The sequence below is a fragment of the Paenibacillus sp. FSL M8-0142 genome, assembly GCF_038597315.1.
GTDB classification, from domain to species: Bacteria; Bacillota; Bacilli; order Paenibacillales; family Paenibacillaceae; genus Paenibacillus_AQ; species Paenibacillus_AQ lactis.
In genome coordinates, this window is the sequence record NZ_CP152008.1 from 6,551,911 (window position 1) to 6,567,102 (window position 15,192).

15 protein-coding genes and 1 riboswitch are annotated in these 15,192 nt (G+C 50.3%); of the genes, 9 read left to right on the plus strand and 6 right to left on the minus strand.

Annotated elements, in window-relative coordinates; all coding sequences use genetic code 11:
- The first annotated feature begins 165 nt into the window (after window positions 1-165).
- Entirely contained in the window at window positions 166-1,332 is a 1,167-nt protein-coding gene (locus NSQ46_RS29570) for a copper amine oxidase N-terminal domain-containing protein (protein ID WP_341034639.1), read from the plus strand.
- Window positions 1,333-1,448: 116 nt separating this feature from the next.
- On the opposite strand, the gene NSQ46_RS29575 is transcribed toward NSQ46_RS29570, so the two are convergent.
- A complete protein-coding gene (locus NSQ46_RS29575) occupies window positions 1,449-1,967 on the minus strand; it encodes a YwhD family protein (protein ID WP_007133246.1) in 519 nt (172 codons plus the stop codon).
- A gap of 147 nt (window positions 1,968-2,114) precedes the next feature.
- On the opposite strand from NSQ46_RS29575, the gene NSQ46_RS29580 reads away from it, so the two are divergent.
- The 5 genes from NSQ46_RS29580 to NSQ46_RS29600 all read left to right on the plus strand — a co-directional run bounded on the left by NSQ46_RS29580 (window position 2,115) and on the right by NSQ46_RS29600 (window position 7,300).
- A complete protein-coding gene (locus NSQ46_RS29580; protein ID WP_007133245.1) occupies window positions 2,115-4,109 on the plus strand; it encodes a M1 family metallopeptidase in 1,995 nt (664 codons plus the stop codon).
- Window positions 4,110-4,120: 11 nt separating this feature from the next.
- Window positions 4,121-4,948, plus strand: coding sequence for a hypothetical protein (locus tag NSQ46_RS29585; RefSeq protein WP_007133244.1), 828 nt, complete (start codon window positions 4,121-4,123; stop codon window positions 4,946-4,948).
- 337 nt (window positions 4,949-5,285) lie between these two features.
- Window positions 5,286-5,425: riboswitch (cyclic di-AMP (ydaO/yuaA leader) on the plus strand.
- A 4-nt stretch (window positions 5,426-5,429) separates the two neighbouring features.
- A complete protein-coding gene (locus tag NSQ46_RS29590; protein ID WP_007133243.1) occupies window positions 5,430-5,903 on the plus strand; it encodes a C40 family peptidase in 474 nt (157 codons plus the stop codon).
- A 379-nt stretch (window positions 5,904-6,282) separates the two neighbouring features.
- Window positions 6,283-6,783, plus strand: coding sequence for a GNAT family N-acetyltransferase (locus tag NSQ46_RS29595; RefSeq protein WP_007133242.1), 501 nt, complete (start codon window positions 6,283-6,285; stop codon window positions 6,781-6,783).
- Window positions 6,784-6,943: 160 nt separating this feature from the next.
- Window positions 6,944-7,300: a cytochrome c gene (locus NSQ46_RS29600; RefSeq protein WP_007133241.1), complete on the plus strand. Its 357-nt coding sequence runs from the start codon at window positions 6,944-6,946 to the stop codon at window positions 7,298-7,300.
- A 115-nt stretch (window positions 7,301-7,415) separates the two neighbouring features.
- Here NSQ46_RS29600 and NSQ46_RS29605 read toward each other — a convergent pair whose 3' ends face one another.
- Together NSQ46_RS29605 and NSQ46_RS29610 are read right to left on the minus strand one after the other, a co-directional pair.
- Entirely contained in the window at window positions 7,416-7,730 is a 315-nt protein-coding gene (locus NSQ46_RS29605) for a 4a-hydroxytetrahydrobiopterin dehydratase (RefSeq protein WP_007133240.1), read from the minus strand.
- A 108-nt stretch (window positions 7,731-7,838) separates the two neighbouring features.
- The gene (locus NSQ46_RS29610) at window positions 7,839-8,132 is read right to left on the minus strand and encodes a hypothetical protein (RefSeq protein WP_007133239.1); all 294 of its coding nucleotides are present in this window, start codon (window positions 8,130-8,132) and stop codon (window positions 7,839-7,841) included.
- A 189-nt stretch (window positions 8,133-8,321) separates the two neighbouring features.
- Here NSQ46_RS29610 and motA point away from each other — a divergent pair, with 189 nt between their 5' ends.
- Window positions 8,322-9,122, plus strand: a complete 801-nt coding sequence (gene motA, locus NSQ46_RS29615) for a flagellar motor stator protein MotA (RefSeq protein ID WP_007133238.1) — start codon at window positions 8,322-8,324, stop codon at window positions 9,120-9,122.
- Window positions 9,106-9,921 carry a flagellar motor protein MotB gene (gene motB / locus NSQ46_RS29620; RefSeq protein ID WP_007133237.1) on the plus strand — a complete coding sequence of 272 codons (816 nt, stop codon included), beginning with the start codon at window positions 9,106-9,108 and terminating at the stop codon, window positions 9,919-9,921. Before motA ends, motB begins: the two co-directional genes overlap by 17 nt.
- Before the next feature lie 103 nt (window positions 9,922-10,024).
- Here the strand turns inward: motB and rluF are convergent, their stop codons facing one another.
- Window positions 10,025-10,729, minus strand: coding sequence for a 23S rRNA pseudouridine(2604) synthase RluF (gene rluF / locus NSQ46_RS29625; RefSeq protein WP_007133236.1), 705 nt, complete (start codon window positions 10,727-10,729; stop codon window positions 10,025-10,027).
- Between the two features lie 20 nt (window positions 10,730-10,749).
- A complete protein-coding gene (locus NSQ46_RS29630; RefSeq protein ID WP_007133235.1) occupies window positions 10,750-13,059 on the minus strand; it encodes an ATP-binding protein in 2,310 nt (769 codons plus the stop codon).
- Window positions 13,060-13,415: 356 nt separating this feature from the next.
- On the opposite strand from NSQ46_RS29630, the gene tadA reads away from it, so the two are divergent.
- Window positions 13,416-13,907 carry a tRNA adenosine(34) deaminase TadA gene (gene tadA, locus NSQ46_RS29635; RefSeq protein WP_007133234.1) on the plus strand — a complete coding sequence of 164 codons (492 nt, stop codon included), beginning with the start codon at window positions 13,416-13,418 and terminating at the stop codon, window positions 13,905-13,907.
- 71 nt (window positions 13,908-13,978) lie between these two features.
- Here tadA and NSQ46_RS29640 read toward each other — a convergent pair whose 3' ends face one another.
- Window positions 13,979-15,064 carry a hypothetical protein gene (locus NSQ46_RS29640; RefSeq protein ID WP_007133233.1) on the minus strand — a complete coding sequence of 362 codons (1,086 nt, stop codon included), beginning with the start codon at window positions 15,062-15,064 and terminating at the stop codon, window positions 13,979-13,981.
- Between the last annotated feature and the right edge of the window lie 128 nt (window positions 15,065-15,192).

Consider the following 15,192-nt stretch of genomic DNA (forward strand, 5'->3'; position numbering starts at 1 on the left):
CCAGCAGGATGAAGCTTCTTTTTTATGGGCTTAGAAGCAGGGCAATTCGGCTGGCTATATATTTTTTTTCATATCATTTCGCTCTTTAATGAAACATTTTCCATGTCCGACTCGTTTATGCATATGGGAGAAAGTTAACCCAACGATTAAAGGAGGAGACCTATCATGAACACAAGAAAATGGATGAAAGCAGCCGGAACCGCCTCCCTAGCCGCGACGCTGTTATTAGCAGCATCCGCCGCGACCGTACCCTCGCATGCCGCAGCAGCAGCCGCCTCGGAGGCCAAAGCCGCGTGGAACACGATTGATCTTAAAAATCAGCCATTTACGAAGAATAAAGTACTATATGTACCGTTGAAGGAAATTTCCGAATCGCTCCAGCTGCAGCTGACGGTTGTTGGCAAGAACCAGATGTACATTAACAGTCCGAAGGAATCCGTCCGGATCAAGGTCGGGCAGGCTCGTGCCGTGAATGCGAAAGGCAGCGTGCTGAAGCTTGAGGCCGCGCCGGTCATCAAGAAAGGGGTCACCTACGTCCCTGCCAGCCTGATTACCAAAGCGTTTACCATCCCGCTTCGTTATGATGCCAAATCCGGATTGGCAACAACCTTTAACCCGGGAACCGGATATGCCTACACGGCAAAGGGCAGCATGCTGTTCTGGGTGAACCGGGAGAACGGAACGCTCTATATGGGGAAAGCAGGAACGGTTCCTGTAAAAGCAGGCAAGGTGTCTATTGAAAATATCGACATTCTTGAGATCGATGCGCATAAGGTAAATGGCAATACGTACGTGGCCGACATCTATAACACGTACGGAGAGCCGCATATCCATGAAGCTAGATACCGTGTACTCATTCGGGATCAGAAGATCATCAAAACGGCCGCAACCCAGAATGCCAACTTCGCGGGCATTAACTACGAGCCGAACGTTACCGGCTATAAAGGAAATATCGCCATGATGAACGGCAGCAAGCTGGAGCTCGTTCATCCGACCGGCAAGACGGTCAAAACCTATGATCTCGCCGCCCTTACAGGCGTAAAGGATGATTTCACGGTGGAGGCGATCGAACAGGACTTCCTGCTCGTCCGGCCGTATACGAAGGCAACCCTGTACATCGTTAACCCGATTGGCACGAAAGCAGAGCTGATTTATCCTGAGATTCTGGATGAGGAAAGCATCAAGGCCATCGGGGAAATGCCGCCGAATGAGGTGGGCTTCATCGGTGATGGTCTGACGTTTGTCGGTTATAAGAGCGGCAAGCTGACGCTGCAATATGAAAATCCGTTTCTCGATATCAAGAACAATCTGACATATGCTCTGCCCTTCTGATGAATCCGATAACTAAACACGCCAGCACAAAAAGACCGGTTAAGATTCCTCCCTCGAATCTTGACCGGTCTTTCTTCGCGTTCTAATCCTAAAACTTTCTTTTCAAGGCAATGTAATTATTCCTCAGTCCGAAGCGCTTCCTTGAATTCATCCGGGGATGCGTTCCACCATTCCTCATTGCGGGAAATCAGCAGCTCGCGCAGCGCCTTCTTCTCTACATCGCCAAGTCCGTCCAGAATAATCCGGCGCTTTAGCGCAGCGTCCATCTTGTTCACATGATCGGCGAGGATTTTCCAGCCCTTGCGCGCCTCCTGATCGATCCACATTTCGCAAGCGGTCGCACCGGCGTAATGCTGCCCTTCAGCCGTGCGGTCCACCGCTACCCATACGATCCACACCTGACGGCCATTAGGCACCTCGTCCCGGTCCGTCGTAAACCGGATGCCCCGCTCCACCTTGCTCTTTGCATGCATGGCCCCAATATCCACCTTGGCCTCGCCATTATCGATAATGACTGGCGAAAGGCTGTTCAAATCAATCGATCCTGCACCGAACCCTTTATGCTTGCTCTTGCTGTTAATAATGTTCAGCGCGATCTGTTTCTTAGCGCCCTGTTCCTGACTCCCGTTCTCCATTGCCGCAAAACCTCCTATATCAGAGCCGACAAAGCCTGTCGGCTGCATCGTAACTACCTTTGTCCCAATAATTTTATTTTAACTAATAATCCTCCAAAAGCAAACATATACATGCTGTAGATGCTTGTCAACGGGAGGTTATTCGATATGGTCCCACCACGTGCCAAAGTCTTTCTATCATCCCTGCTCGCCTTGGGTTTGCTTGCAGGATCGATGCCAATATTTCTTTCTAATCAAGGGTCCTCCTTGTCGGCGCTTGCTCCGAATGGGGGCAAGCCCTCCGTCTCTGCCGTGGAGAAGGCCCCGCTTTCACCTCCAAAGGTTCAGCCTGATGCACCGGCCCCTGCGCTTAGCGACCGGCTGGTCGAATACCACATGGATGTAAGGTACGAGCCTGAACAAAACAAGCTGAAAGGCAAGCAGACCGTCACCTGGACCCATCCTGGCAAAAGAAGCGTGAATGAGCTCTACTTCCATTTATACCCGAACGCCTTTGCATCCGATGAAACGACGTTCATGAAGGAGTCCGGAGGCAGGCTTCGATCCGATCCGATGCCCGAGAACGGCTATGGGTCGATGAAGATTACGAACGTGAAAACGACCGAGGGCCTGGGCCTGACGCAACGACTGCAGTTTGTTCAGCCGGATGACGGGAACATCAAAGATCAAAGTCTTGCCAAACTCCGGTTGCCCAAGCCTGTAAAAGGCGGAGAGAGTATAACCCTGCATTTGGAGTTTGAGGTAGAGCTGCCGAAGATTTTCGCGCGCATGGGCCGGACCGAGGATTTTGTCATGGCTGGCCAGTGGTTTCCCAAGATATCGGTATACGAGCCTGCCGGCACGCGGGAAAGAACCCAGGAAGGCTGGAACTTACATCAGTATCACGGCAATTCGGAGTTTTACTCGAACTTCGGCATCTATAGCGTTCGGATTCGTGTACCCGAGGACTATATCGTAGCCGCTACCGGGTTCCCGACCAAGCCTGCGCAGAAAGCAAATGGCGAGAAAATTTACCAATTCTATGCGGATGACGTGCATGACTTCGCCTGGGCCGCCTCGCCGAACTTCGTGACGGCGGAAGAGGCTTACTCCGCTCCGGGTATCCCTGGCGTCCGGATCAAGCTGTACCTTGATCCTGCTCATAAGGATTTGAAGGAGCGTTATTTTGATACAGCCAAAACGGCGCTGTCCTCTTTCGGCAAATGGTACGGCTCCTATCCGTACTCCACATTATCCATCGTTGTCCCGCCTTATTCCGGCAACGGTGCAGGCGGCATGGAATACCCGACGCTCGTCACCGCCTTCGGAGCCAATAACGACTCGCCCGGATATGAGCTGGAGCGGACCGTCATCCATGAAATCGCCCACCAATATTTCTACGGCATCGTAGCCAATAACGAATTCGAAGAGGCATGGCTGGACGAGGCCTTTGCTTCCTATGCCGAGGAGAAGGTCATGGAGAAGCAGTACGGAATTACATCCAATACCGCAGCGCAAGGCGCATCCATTACGTCGCCTGAACCGCTTAAGATGGAGTCCTGGAAATACAGCTCGCATGAAAATTACGCACTCAACGTCTATACACGCGGCAAGCTGGTGCTCCAGGGCATCGAGCGACAAGTCGGATCCAAGACGATGGATAAAATCATGATGACCTACGCCAAAAAATTCCGCTTCAAGCATCCGACAACGACGGACTTCCAGAAGGTTGTTGAACAGGTTACCCAGTCCTCATGGCAGTCGTATTTCGATCAGTACGTTTACGGCAGCCAAATGGCTGACATCGCGATCGACCAGATCAAAACCAAAAATAAAGGCTCACAAGCGCACCCACGGTTTGTTTCGACCGTAAACATCACGAGCAAGGGCGGCGATGTTACCGATGTGCCGATTGTGTTCGCTTTTGAGGATGGCAAGCTTGTTGAGCGAACATGGAGCGGCAAGAACGGCAAAGTAACTTATACGCTGGAATACCATACACCGCTCGCCTGGGCCATGGTGGATCCGAAATATACCATCATGCTGGAGAATAAACACATGAATAACTATATGAAGGCTGGCATGGATCCGAAAGTCGTTACACGTTGGAATCTCGGTATTACCAAGCTCGTGGAGACGCTGTTCGGCAGCATGTCGTGGTGAGGGGGGAGCACATGAAAAGCTATGCAGGCCAAGGCTGGATCAGTGTTAAAGATCAATTATACGTCTCCATTCTACTGTTCTTGTACCGTCTTCTCTGGGGCTACTGTCTGTACAGGCTCGTGAAATCCGCCGTCGTCCCGCTTTTGATGCGGTACCCGGATCCGGCTCCTAACGAGCTGAGCCGCCTCCTGTTCTTCTATGAGGGCGAAATGAGCTTGTCGCTCAGCAATACGGTTCATACCTACGGCTGGATCCTTGCCGCTCTGCTCCTCGTCCGCATGGTGCTTACCCCGCTGATTCGCTCCGGCATCTTCTACAACCTCCATCAGGAGGCCCGTGGCGAACGCGGTCTGTTCTTCTTCATCGGCATGCGGAAGCATTGGAAATCGGTAACGGTGTTCTATCTCATCGAGCTTGTTCTTACGGTTGCGCCGGGTTACTGGATCATTCCCAAGGCTCTTCCGGCACTGCTCGGCTCCATTCAGGAGCCTTCCCAGCTGCTCCGGGTGCTGCCTTACGCGGCGGCCTGGTTCCTCTATACCTATGTTATTCGCCTTGTGCTGCTGTATATGCAGTTCGGGCATACCGGAGAGCTCGGTATGATCGCATCCGTCACGGCGCTCATACGCAAGCTGGGAACGGCTGTACTGCTGTCCATTTCTGTTGGTGGAGCCGCATTTGTCATTCTCCTGCTGTTCAGCTCGGCGTCCCTGTTCTGGGCGGGATTAATCGGACTCATCATTCAGCAAGCCTCCTATTTCCTGAACGGGCTCTTCCAAATATGGGGAATTTCTTCCCAATATCATTTATGGAGAGCGTCCGTAGCTTCAAATCCATAACGGTTACAAAAGTTACATTTCATTAACAACCATTCATCGTTTAAATGTGGTAAAAAGGTTGTAACCGGAAGCTAAAGCAGCCTCCGAAAAGGATAGATTTCGAACGATAACTTTCCCATCCAACCGGAATCCTCAACGTTCCCCTCCCATATTTATACAAAATCCCTGTCCCACTTCAATGTGGACAGGGATTTTTGTTAAAAAAACAACTTTCCTCGTTTGCCAAATTGTTAATACTCTGCTAAAATAACGAATATGTTAGTAACAACTTTGTCATTTTTATTGTAACTATTGTCATCATGTTAACATGTTGGTACGTCATATTGGGTACATCGACATCTTTTAAAAGCCGAATTCCCGTCTTCATACGGGAAGCGGGGGATCCGTTTTGGGTGAATTGATCTCGCTAGAGAGGGATCATAGGGGACCTTCAACCGAACCCTTAAGCTAACCTCGCAGGCAATGGAAGGAGCTTTTTGTTTTGAAGAAGAAGTTAACAGCCATCTCTTTAGGCTTGGCCCTTGCGCTCACGATTGGAACCGGTAGCGCTTTCGCGGATTCCAAGTTGAATACCGTTATCAAACCAACCATCGGTGTCTCTTATAAAACCGGCGGAACCACTACAAAGGGTTTTGATTGCTCCGGATTCACCAGCTATATTTACAAGAAGCTGGGCCTCACCCTGCCGCGCACTTCTGCAGCACAATACAAGGTAGGTACCGCGGTATCGAAGAGCAACCTGAAGGCCGGGGATCTCGTATTCTTTAATACTTCCGGCAGAGGCGTTTCCCATGTTGGCATTTATGTCGGTGGCGGGAAGTTCGCCCATTCTTCCTCCTCGCGCGGCGTCATCGTTAGCCCGCTCAGCCAGAGCTACTACGCGAAGCGTTATGTAGGCGCGAAGAGAATCATGAGCCAAAGCACGTACAAGTCCCTTGCCGTGAACTACAATTAATTGACTGTACCGTAATTTTTCTGAATGTCCATAAGCCCTGGAGCATGAGATGTGCCGATCTCACCCAGCGGCTTTTTTTCTATAATTTTTCGTCTATACCTCTATAACGTTTCAGGCCATGGAAAAGTTCTATGTTTTTCGGAAAATCCAAAAATATTTTTTCATTCTGTATGCTCAAAGCCACCAACAAGATTCGGCCAATCCGAGCGCTTACATTTTATTTACCCTTCCAGAATTAACCTAAACAGCAATACGAATAAACAATCGAAAATTTTTTAGCTTCAGTTTCGTTTCCCCCTGCGCTATTATCTTTGCAATCCCGCTCAGCAGCATGTATTCTCTCTCTAACGGAATTGTTTTGAATGAGAGGAGTATTTACATGGAGGCGAATTTACCCTCGTTTCATACCGTGGTCATGCAGGAAGCCCATGCCGCTGAAATTTGCACCTGGTCCTATCCCCCGCCCTATAATATATATGGCTTTCTTCCTTGGGAGCAGATGAAGGGACTAGGGGTGGAATTCGGGGATCCCGGCATCCGCCTGCAGCAATACCTGTCCGTGCTGGATGAGCAGGATCAGCTCTGGGGGTTTGCCCAGCTATTCCCTATGGCAGGCGTTACGCGTCTAGGCCTGGGCATGCGGCCTGATTGGTGCGGCCGGGGAATGGGTAAACGGTTCGTGCAGGCAATTGTGGATGAGGCGAAGCGGCGCCGTCCTTCGGACGAGATTGATCTTGAGGTGCTTACCTGGAATGAACGGGCTATCCGGACTTACCGGAAGGCTGGCTTTTACATTGCCGATACGTACGAACGCCTTACGCCGACGGGCATGGCGCCTTTTTATTGCATGGTGTATGACCCGATGGCCAATGAGGAATAGTAGTCTTGTCTATATGAAAAAGTACAATTTTGTGTACTTTTTATGAAGGCAGGCTTGAACATTGCTTTTTTTGTCACAACTGGCTATGATGTGTAAGGATGTTGGTTTATAATGAAGACAAGTGCAAAAGTGCAGTATACATAGAAAGGACGATATGACGATGCAAAAATGGATCATGAGCGGACTGTTCTTCGTCGCATGTGCGTTGGCTATTGCGCTGATGTTTACGCTTCCAGGCAAGGAGCAGGTGGCGCAGGAAGAGAAGCCAACCATGCCGGAGGTTACTTTGGATGCCGCTGCGGCTGAAGCTACATTGAAAGCCAGCTGTATCTCCTGCCATGGCGATCAGCTCCAGGGCGGTGCAGGTCCGGCTCTGAATCAAGTAGGCGGACATATGGATGCGAACGCAATCTTTAACGTAGTTACCAAGGGACGTAAAGGAATGCCTTCCTTTAAGGATCAGCTGAAGCCTGAGGAAATTGCAAACATCGCGCTCTACCTTGCTGAGAAAAAATAATCCATCAGCTCTTATTACGCAAAACACGCTTGGATCCCCAGACTGCTGTTTGGATCCAAGCGTGTTTTTTAATTCTCGGGCCTAACGCTTCTGCAGCTGCCCGAATCTACATTGCCTATTCCGGATCCTTCAGATCCTTGGATCGGCTCTTCTCATAAACTTCGTTAAATTGCTGGGCCTCCTTGATGTCGACGGCCGTTATTCCGCCGTCATCCCATGACGTCAGGCGCAGCGTCACCGTTTTATAATCAATGGTGATGTAGGGGTGATGTCCGAAAGCTTCCGAAATCGCTGCCACCTCATCAACAAAGGCGATTCCCTTCATGAAGGAGGAAAAGGTGTACTTTCGTACAATCCATCTCCCCTGTTCAAATTCCCAGCCTTCAAGCTTCTCTAGATGAGCCTCCACTTCCTGCTGCGTATAAAGCATCATTATATTCCTCCCCGAAAAAAACCTTTCATAAGCCGATTGTTACGTCCTTAGGGCTTCTTTCCATCTATTTTATTCCATGCTTCATTCCTTGATAACCTGCCTGGCTTACACGAGCGCTACGAATGCCAGCTCTTCCTCACCGATCAAAATATGTATCCGATGATTCATCCGATCATGCATGACAACCCCGCTGCCGACCGTAATGACCGGCTCTGTGCCCAAGGCATAGAACAGATCCTCCGCCAGCGCCTCATGAACCTCGGCCTGCTCGGCATCCTCCAGCCTGCCCCAATCCTCCGGATCCATTTCAAAGAAGACATAGCTGTCAGGAATACGCCCAACGGCTTCCGTTAATTCGGTCAGAATTTCGCCGTAATCCCTTCCGTGCTTTACGCCCATCTCCATCACTCCTTCCTGCCATGCTAAGCTTCGATTACTCTTCCTTCTATTATACCGGAAATTACAACTAAAAAAAAAAGCCCGATCTGACGATAAATAGGATAACGCCCCGTAAAGGCGCGCGGTTCGCCGCAAGAGCCGCTAAAAACGAATGGATTCGTTATTTATTTCTCACGGATGAGGTGTAGCATGGAAATTTCAACACTTATAGGTTTGATTCTCGGGCTTATCGCGGTGCTGGTGGGCATGATCCTCAAGGGTGCCTCCATCGCGTCTTTGATTAATCCGGCAGCTTACTTAATCATTCTTGGCGGAACTGCCGCAACTTTATTCATCGGTTTCCCTCTTTCGGAACTGAAGAAAATTCCCAAGCTGATCAAAATGACCTTTGTGAAGCAGCAGCTGATGGACAAGACGGATATGATCAAGCTGTTTATGGAATGGGCTTCCATCACTCGCCGTGAAGGATTGCTTGCCCTGGAAACCAAAGTCGAAGAAATTGATGACGGCTTCCTGCGCAATGGCATGCGGATGATCATCGACGGCAACGATCAGGAATTCGTCCGCGACGTGCTGATGGAAGACATCAATGCCACCGAAGAGCGCCATCGTTCCGGGGCTTTGATCTTCTCCCAGGCCGGTATGTACGCTCCGTCGCTCGGGGTTCTCGGCGCTGTTATCGGTCTGATCGCAGCCCTTAGCCACATGGAAGACATGGGCGAGCTGGCCCACGCGATCGGTGCTGCGTTCATTGCCACCCTGCTTGGTATTTTTACAGGTTATGTTATCTGCCATCCGATTGCAAATAAACTGAAGCGTCTGTCGAAACGCGAGGTGGAAATCCGCCTTATGATGGTCGAGGGCCTGCTGTCCATTCAGTCGGGTGTGTCCACGATCGCCATTAACCAGAAGCTGTCCGTGTTCCTGACACCGTCCGAGCGTGCTCAGCTTGATGAGAGGGAGGCTGGTTCTAGTGAGCAAGAAGACTAGACACGAGCCGCACGAAGAGCATGCTGATGAATCCTGGCTTCTCCCTTATGCCGACTTGCTGACGCTCCTGCTTGCGTTATTCCTTGTGCTCTACGCCATGAGCGCGACCGATGCGCGCAAATTCCAGGAGATGAGCGAGGCCTTCAGCATTGCCCTAACGGGCGGTACCGGCGTGCTGGATTACAGCAAGACCCAGCCAAGCGACGATCCCCCTGATGTTAAGGATCATAAAGCGACAGCACCCACCATTCCCGCACCGACTGCCGACCAACGACGGGCTGAGCTGATGCGTCAGGAGCAAGAGGAGCTGGAGCAGCTCAAGAAGCAGATCGATAATTATATTAAAAATAACGGGCTGACCTCCGAGCTAAGCACCAAGCTCAACCATTCCCAGCTCGTGCTGACGATTCGCGACAACGCGCTGTTCCCGTCAGGGGAAGCTGTCGTGAAGCCGGAGGCCCGCAAGCTGGCTGAGGCCATCTCGCAAATGCTTCAAAAGTTCCCGGATTATGAAATTATCGTATCCGGTCATACCGACAATGTTCCGATCTCCAATAGCAAATACCCGTCAAACTGGGATCTGAGCTCGGACCGCGCGCTGCAATTCATGAAGATATTGCTGGCGAACTCGTCGCTGGATCCGAAACGCTTCATGCCGATCGGCTACGGCGAATACCATCCGATCGCGGACAATGCAACGGCTGCAGGCCGGGCGAAGAACCGCCGGGTTGAAGTGTCCATTATCCGGAAATATCAGGACAGCGCAACCTTTACGAGTGTCGACGAAGCCGGCAATTAGCCGCCGCAAGTCCCTATAAATGAAACAACCGATTCGCTTCTGCCAAACAGACGAATCGGTTGTTTTTTTGTATCTCCGGTACTTCCAGCGTATGGTATTTCCTCTACTCCAGCTTGTAATTCAGCAGCTTGCCAAGCTCCTGCTTCTCCGCAGGGGTCAAATCCCGCCAAGTGCCTACCTTCTGCTCCCCGAGAAGGATGTTCATAATCCGGATCCGTTTGAGCCTCCGAACCTCGTAGCCAAACGCGCTGCACATTCTCCGAATTTGCCGGTTCTTCCCCTCGGTTAGAATAATGCGGAATACCCGCTCCGAAATCCGGGTGACCTGGCAGGGCAGCGTCATCTCGCCTAAAATTTTGACGCCGCTGGACATCCCCTTCAGGAAGGCCGGGGTAACAGGGCGGTTGACCGTCACGATATATTCCTTCTCGTGCTTGCCCTCGGATCTCAATATTTTATTGACGATATCCCCGTCGTTGGTTAGCAGGATTAAACCCTCGGAATCCTTGTCGAGCCGCCCGATTGGAAAGATGCGCTCCTTATGGCCTACGAAATCGACGATATTGCCTTTGATATGCGATTCCGTCGTGCTTGTAATGCCTACCGGCTTGTTAAGCGCAATATAAACGTGCTGCTGCTTCTTCTCCTGCAGCGGACGCCCGTTAATACGGACATCATCGCCCTCCTCGGCTTGGCTTCCTAATACGGCAATCTCGCCGTTAATCGTTACCTTCCCGCTCTCTACAAGCTTGTCCGCTTCCCGCCGGGAGCAATATCCCGTTTCGCTAATAAATTTATTGATTCTCAAGCTGCCATCCCCTTATTATGTCACTCATCGTTTGATGATGCTTCCATGTCTGATTGTCTTGCCGCAGGAAGAACGATGCTGATTTTCGTTCCCACCCCGGACTTGCTCTCGATTTCAAGCGTGCCTTGATGACCCTGAATGATCCGCTGGCTCACCATAAGCCCAAGTCCGGTTCCTGTCTCCTTATTGGTAATGAACGGCTCACCCAGGTGAGGCATCAGCTCCTCCGGTATGCCATGGCCTTCATCCTGTATGGTGATAAGCACGTGATCTCCTTCCGGGCGTTTAAGTGTAATCGTTACTGTTCCGCCGTCCGGCATGGCTTCGAACGCATTTTTAAGCAAATTGATAAATACCTGCTTCAGCTGGTTCTCCTCGCAGTGGACAAGCGCAGGTTCGGAGGAGAAGTCGAGCTTGACCTCGACCCCGTATAGATGAGCCTGGCTGTCCAAGAACGATATAACGTCCCGGAGAATGCCTCTGACATCCCGCTCCTGGAAATGAATCGCCTGCGGCTTTGCCAAAATCAAAAACTCGCTCACAATCAAATTAATACGGTCCAGCTCCGACAGCATCAGGTCAATATGATCCGGATTTACGGAACGGGTCTGCTGCTGCAGCTGCAGGAATCCCCGCAGCGTCGTTAGCGGATTGCGGATTTCATGAGCCACGCCGGCAGCCAGCTGACCGACCGTATTCAGCTTCTCGGAGCGCCGCAGCAGCTCCTCAATCCGGTTGCGCTCGGTTACATCCCTGGACACGCTGATCATCGAGGTTACTTGCCCCTGCTCGTCCCGAACGAGCGAGGTGCTGATGCTGACCTCAATCAGGCTTCCGTCCTTCCGCATGCGGACCGTTTCGACTGGAGGCAGACGCTCTCCTTGCCGCAGCCGCCTAATCCGGTCGCGCTCTTCATCCAGCTTGGACGGGGGAACGAGCTCCAGCTTTTGCCCGATCACCTCATGCGCCTTCCAGCCGTACAGCTGTTCGAAGGCGTTGTTCACGCTGATCACCCGCTCATGCGTATCGGTTGTATGAATAGCATCCGCCGTTTGGTTAATGATGGATTCGAGATATTCTTTGACGGATTGATTTTCCTCGACCATCTGCTTCAATTGGCTTGTATAGTGGCCGAGATTGCGGGTCATCGCATTAATCCTTCCGGCCAGCTGGCCCAGCTCATCGCGGCTCGTTACCTCCAGGCGCCGGTCAAAGTGTCCGTCCGCTACGTCATTGACCGTCCTCAGGATGGACTGAATCGGCTTGGTAAAATAGCCGGCTACAATGTAGCTCCCGAAAATAACGATCTCTAGCAGAACCAAGGAAATCGCGACGAGACTGATCATCTGCTCCCTCATGACCGATGAAATGGCTTCATAATCCATGACCACGCTGATCACATTGGTGGGCTTGTCCTCGTAATCAATCGGGATAAAGCTCTTAAGCACCTTTTTCCCTTGGATCGTATCCACAAGCACGACGTTCTCGCCGGTTGACACGGCCTTCCGAACCGCCTCCACATCCTGGTCAAGCGTGCCGTAATGATAGCTGCCGAACGTAATGGGGCGGTTGTAGAGCTTATAATGAACGTCGTCCGAGCCGTCCTCTCTCATATATTGATTGCCAAACGTTTCAGGGTTAATGCCCGTTACTTCCAATATATGCGGGTTGGCTTTTAGCGTCTCTTGAACGACCGTATTCGGGCTCGTAACCTTTACATAATCCTTAAACGTAGAGTTCTGGATATAGGGGTCGATAATATAATTGCGCTTCCCGTCATAATAATACCCCCATTTATAAATCATGTCGGGATTTGAAGTGGAGAACTCGAATGGACCGGACCAGAAATTGTCCGATCGTTGGCCCTTCGTAACCGAGCGCACCTCGCCGTGTTCGAATAGCTCGAGAAACGCCGTATGCCAATAACCCCAGTTTTTAGTGGACAATCCGATCTCTTCATTCGCGGAGGAACGGGCAACGACGACGTCATCCTTCGTCTTGACCAGCAGCGAAATATGAGCCACGCCTAACTTCTTGCTTAGCTCGACTAACTGGCCGTTCGTAATATTATTGATATCCGGATCCAACACCTGAGCCGCTTCAATCGAAATATCTTTAAGCATATCTCCGAACAGATCATCCACATAAGAGGAGCTGAACTCCGTCTGCTGAACGGTTATCGCGATCTGGGTTGCGGCCATAACCATTTTGACTTCGCTATCCCGCTGCAAATTTTCCTGCGTTGTATAGTAGTTGAGCGTGATGTTAAGCAGAAGTATAAATAATACCGATATGGACATGATCATCGATAATTTGGTCTTAATCGACAAATGGCATCTTCACCTTTCTGCTATCACAGTGACGGCTTGCAACCTCTGATATCCTCATGATACCTTGATCGTAAACGTTTGAAAAGACAGGCCCCTTAAGGGGACCTGGATTTCCGTTTTCATTGCCAAAGAATGAGGGAATCCTTACAATATAGAAGTTAATCCTTACAGACAAGATAGATGTCCACAGATTGCTAACAAATACACAGCTTTATTGGGGATAATGTGAATAACTTTGTGTATAAAAATAAAGTTATCCACAAATATGTCCACATCATGTTAACAAACGAATGAGTGTTCGTTGAACACTGGGTATAACCCGCGTGTTTTGGGCTGTATTGAAGGGAGATCATAAAATGGAATCAAATATAGCGTCTACCACGCTTGTGGATAATGAGCAGCATGAATACTGGATGCAGGCAGCGATTCACGAGGCTCGGAAAGCCGAGGAGCTCGGAGAAGTGCCTATTGGCGCCGTCGTTGTCCACGACGGCAAAATCATCGGCCGAGGTTACAATCTGCGCGAAACGACATACGATGCGACGGCCCACGCGGAGATGGTTGCGATCCGCGAGGCCAGCAGACATCTCGGCGCTTGGCGATTGCTGGACTGCCGCCTGTATGTAACGCTTGAGCCGTGTCCGATGTGCGCCGGAGCAATCGTTCAATCGCGGGTGCCGCACCTCGTTTATGGGACTCGGGATCCGAAGGCCGGCTGCGCAGGCACCTTGATGAACCTGCTTCAAGAGCCGCGGTTTAATCACCGAACCCAGGTCACGGAAGGCGTTATGCAGGAAGAATGCGCCGCGCTTCTGACCCAGTTTTTTCGCCGCTTGCGGGGAAAGTAATCCCTCTTGTCAGGAACAATACAAAAACCCGGCCATGACGGCCGGGTTTTTTCTGTTCATGGATAATGTGATTAATAAGCGCCCAATTCGCTCATGGATTCCTCAAATTGCTCCATCGTGATGACATCAGCGTCTTTTGGAATACCGATCTTGAATTCTTGCTTCTTATTGATGTTGAGGTATTGCGTGCTGCCCTTGATAGCGACTTTTACGCTTTCGCTTGTTTCAGGCTCATTGAATTCAACATTCAATGCTACGTCCTGATACGCAGGGAAGTCATTCTTATCGATTGCGGTGTTGATGCTAAATGTGTTGATCTTCAGGTATTTCTTCATTTCTTCCAGGCCTGCTTTGAAATCTTCCTGGTTCAATGCGGACAGCTCAGTCTTAGCGGAGTCGATATCTTCTTGAGTAAGTCCCAGCATTTCGCGGTATTCTTCTTTACCTGCGATGTCGACAACTTTCGGAGCAACCTTGTTTACCAAGATTTCCAGTGCTTCATTTACGTTGTCATTCGTTACGAAGAATTGCACCACTTGCTTCGCGTCTACGCCTTCAGGAAGACCTGCGTCCTTGGCGTTGATTTCTTTGAAGTACTTCGCTTGATCGTATTCGCTGAGCAATGCTTCAAGCACTTCGTTCGCGAACTTCTGAGTCTTCTCCGTATCCATTGTTTCTGGGCTGAACGTTTCGCCGGATTGCTCGGCAAGTTCTTTCAGGTCCATCTTCAGATATTTGCCGACAACATCTTCAGGCAGTGGAAGCATCGGGATGCTTGGTACTTTGATGTAGATGGTGTCTTGGGTCATAACCATGTCGATGTTGAAAGACATCGCCATGTCACCCTTCAGGTTGATGCCCATCTTCATTTCCATTTGCTGCGGATCCGCTTGATACATGCCGTCCATCGTGATTTCGGCATTTTTCAACATGGTCATCGCTTGCGTTACGCTTGGATCCCCTGCAACTTCCGGTATGTTGATTTGCAGATCTTCAAGGACAACTTTGCTTTTCATTTCGTACGACGTCATCTGCATAGCGTTCTTGGCAGCTGCCGTCATAGCGGCTTTAGGCTCTTCCTTCTTCGCGCAGCCAGACATAACCACTGTCACTGTGAGCAGCAGTGTCAGCAAAATGGCTACCAACTTCTTGTTCATTAAACTTTCTCTCCCCTCTAATGCTTAAAAAAAAATAAAAAATAACAGACCTTTTAATCATATACCATTTCGACGAAATGAGAAACACTTTATGGAATATTTGCTGAAATTTTATTTCCTTTCTTTTT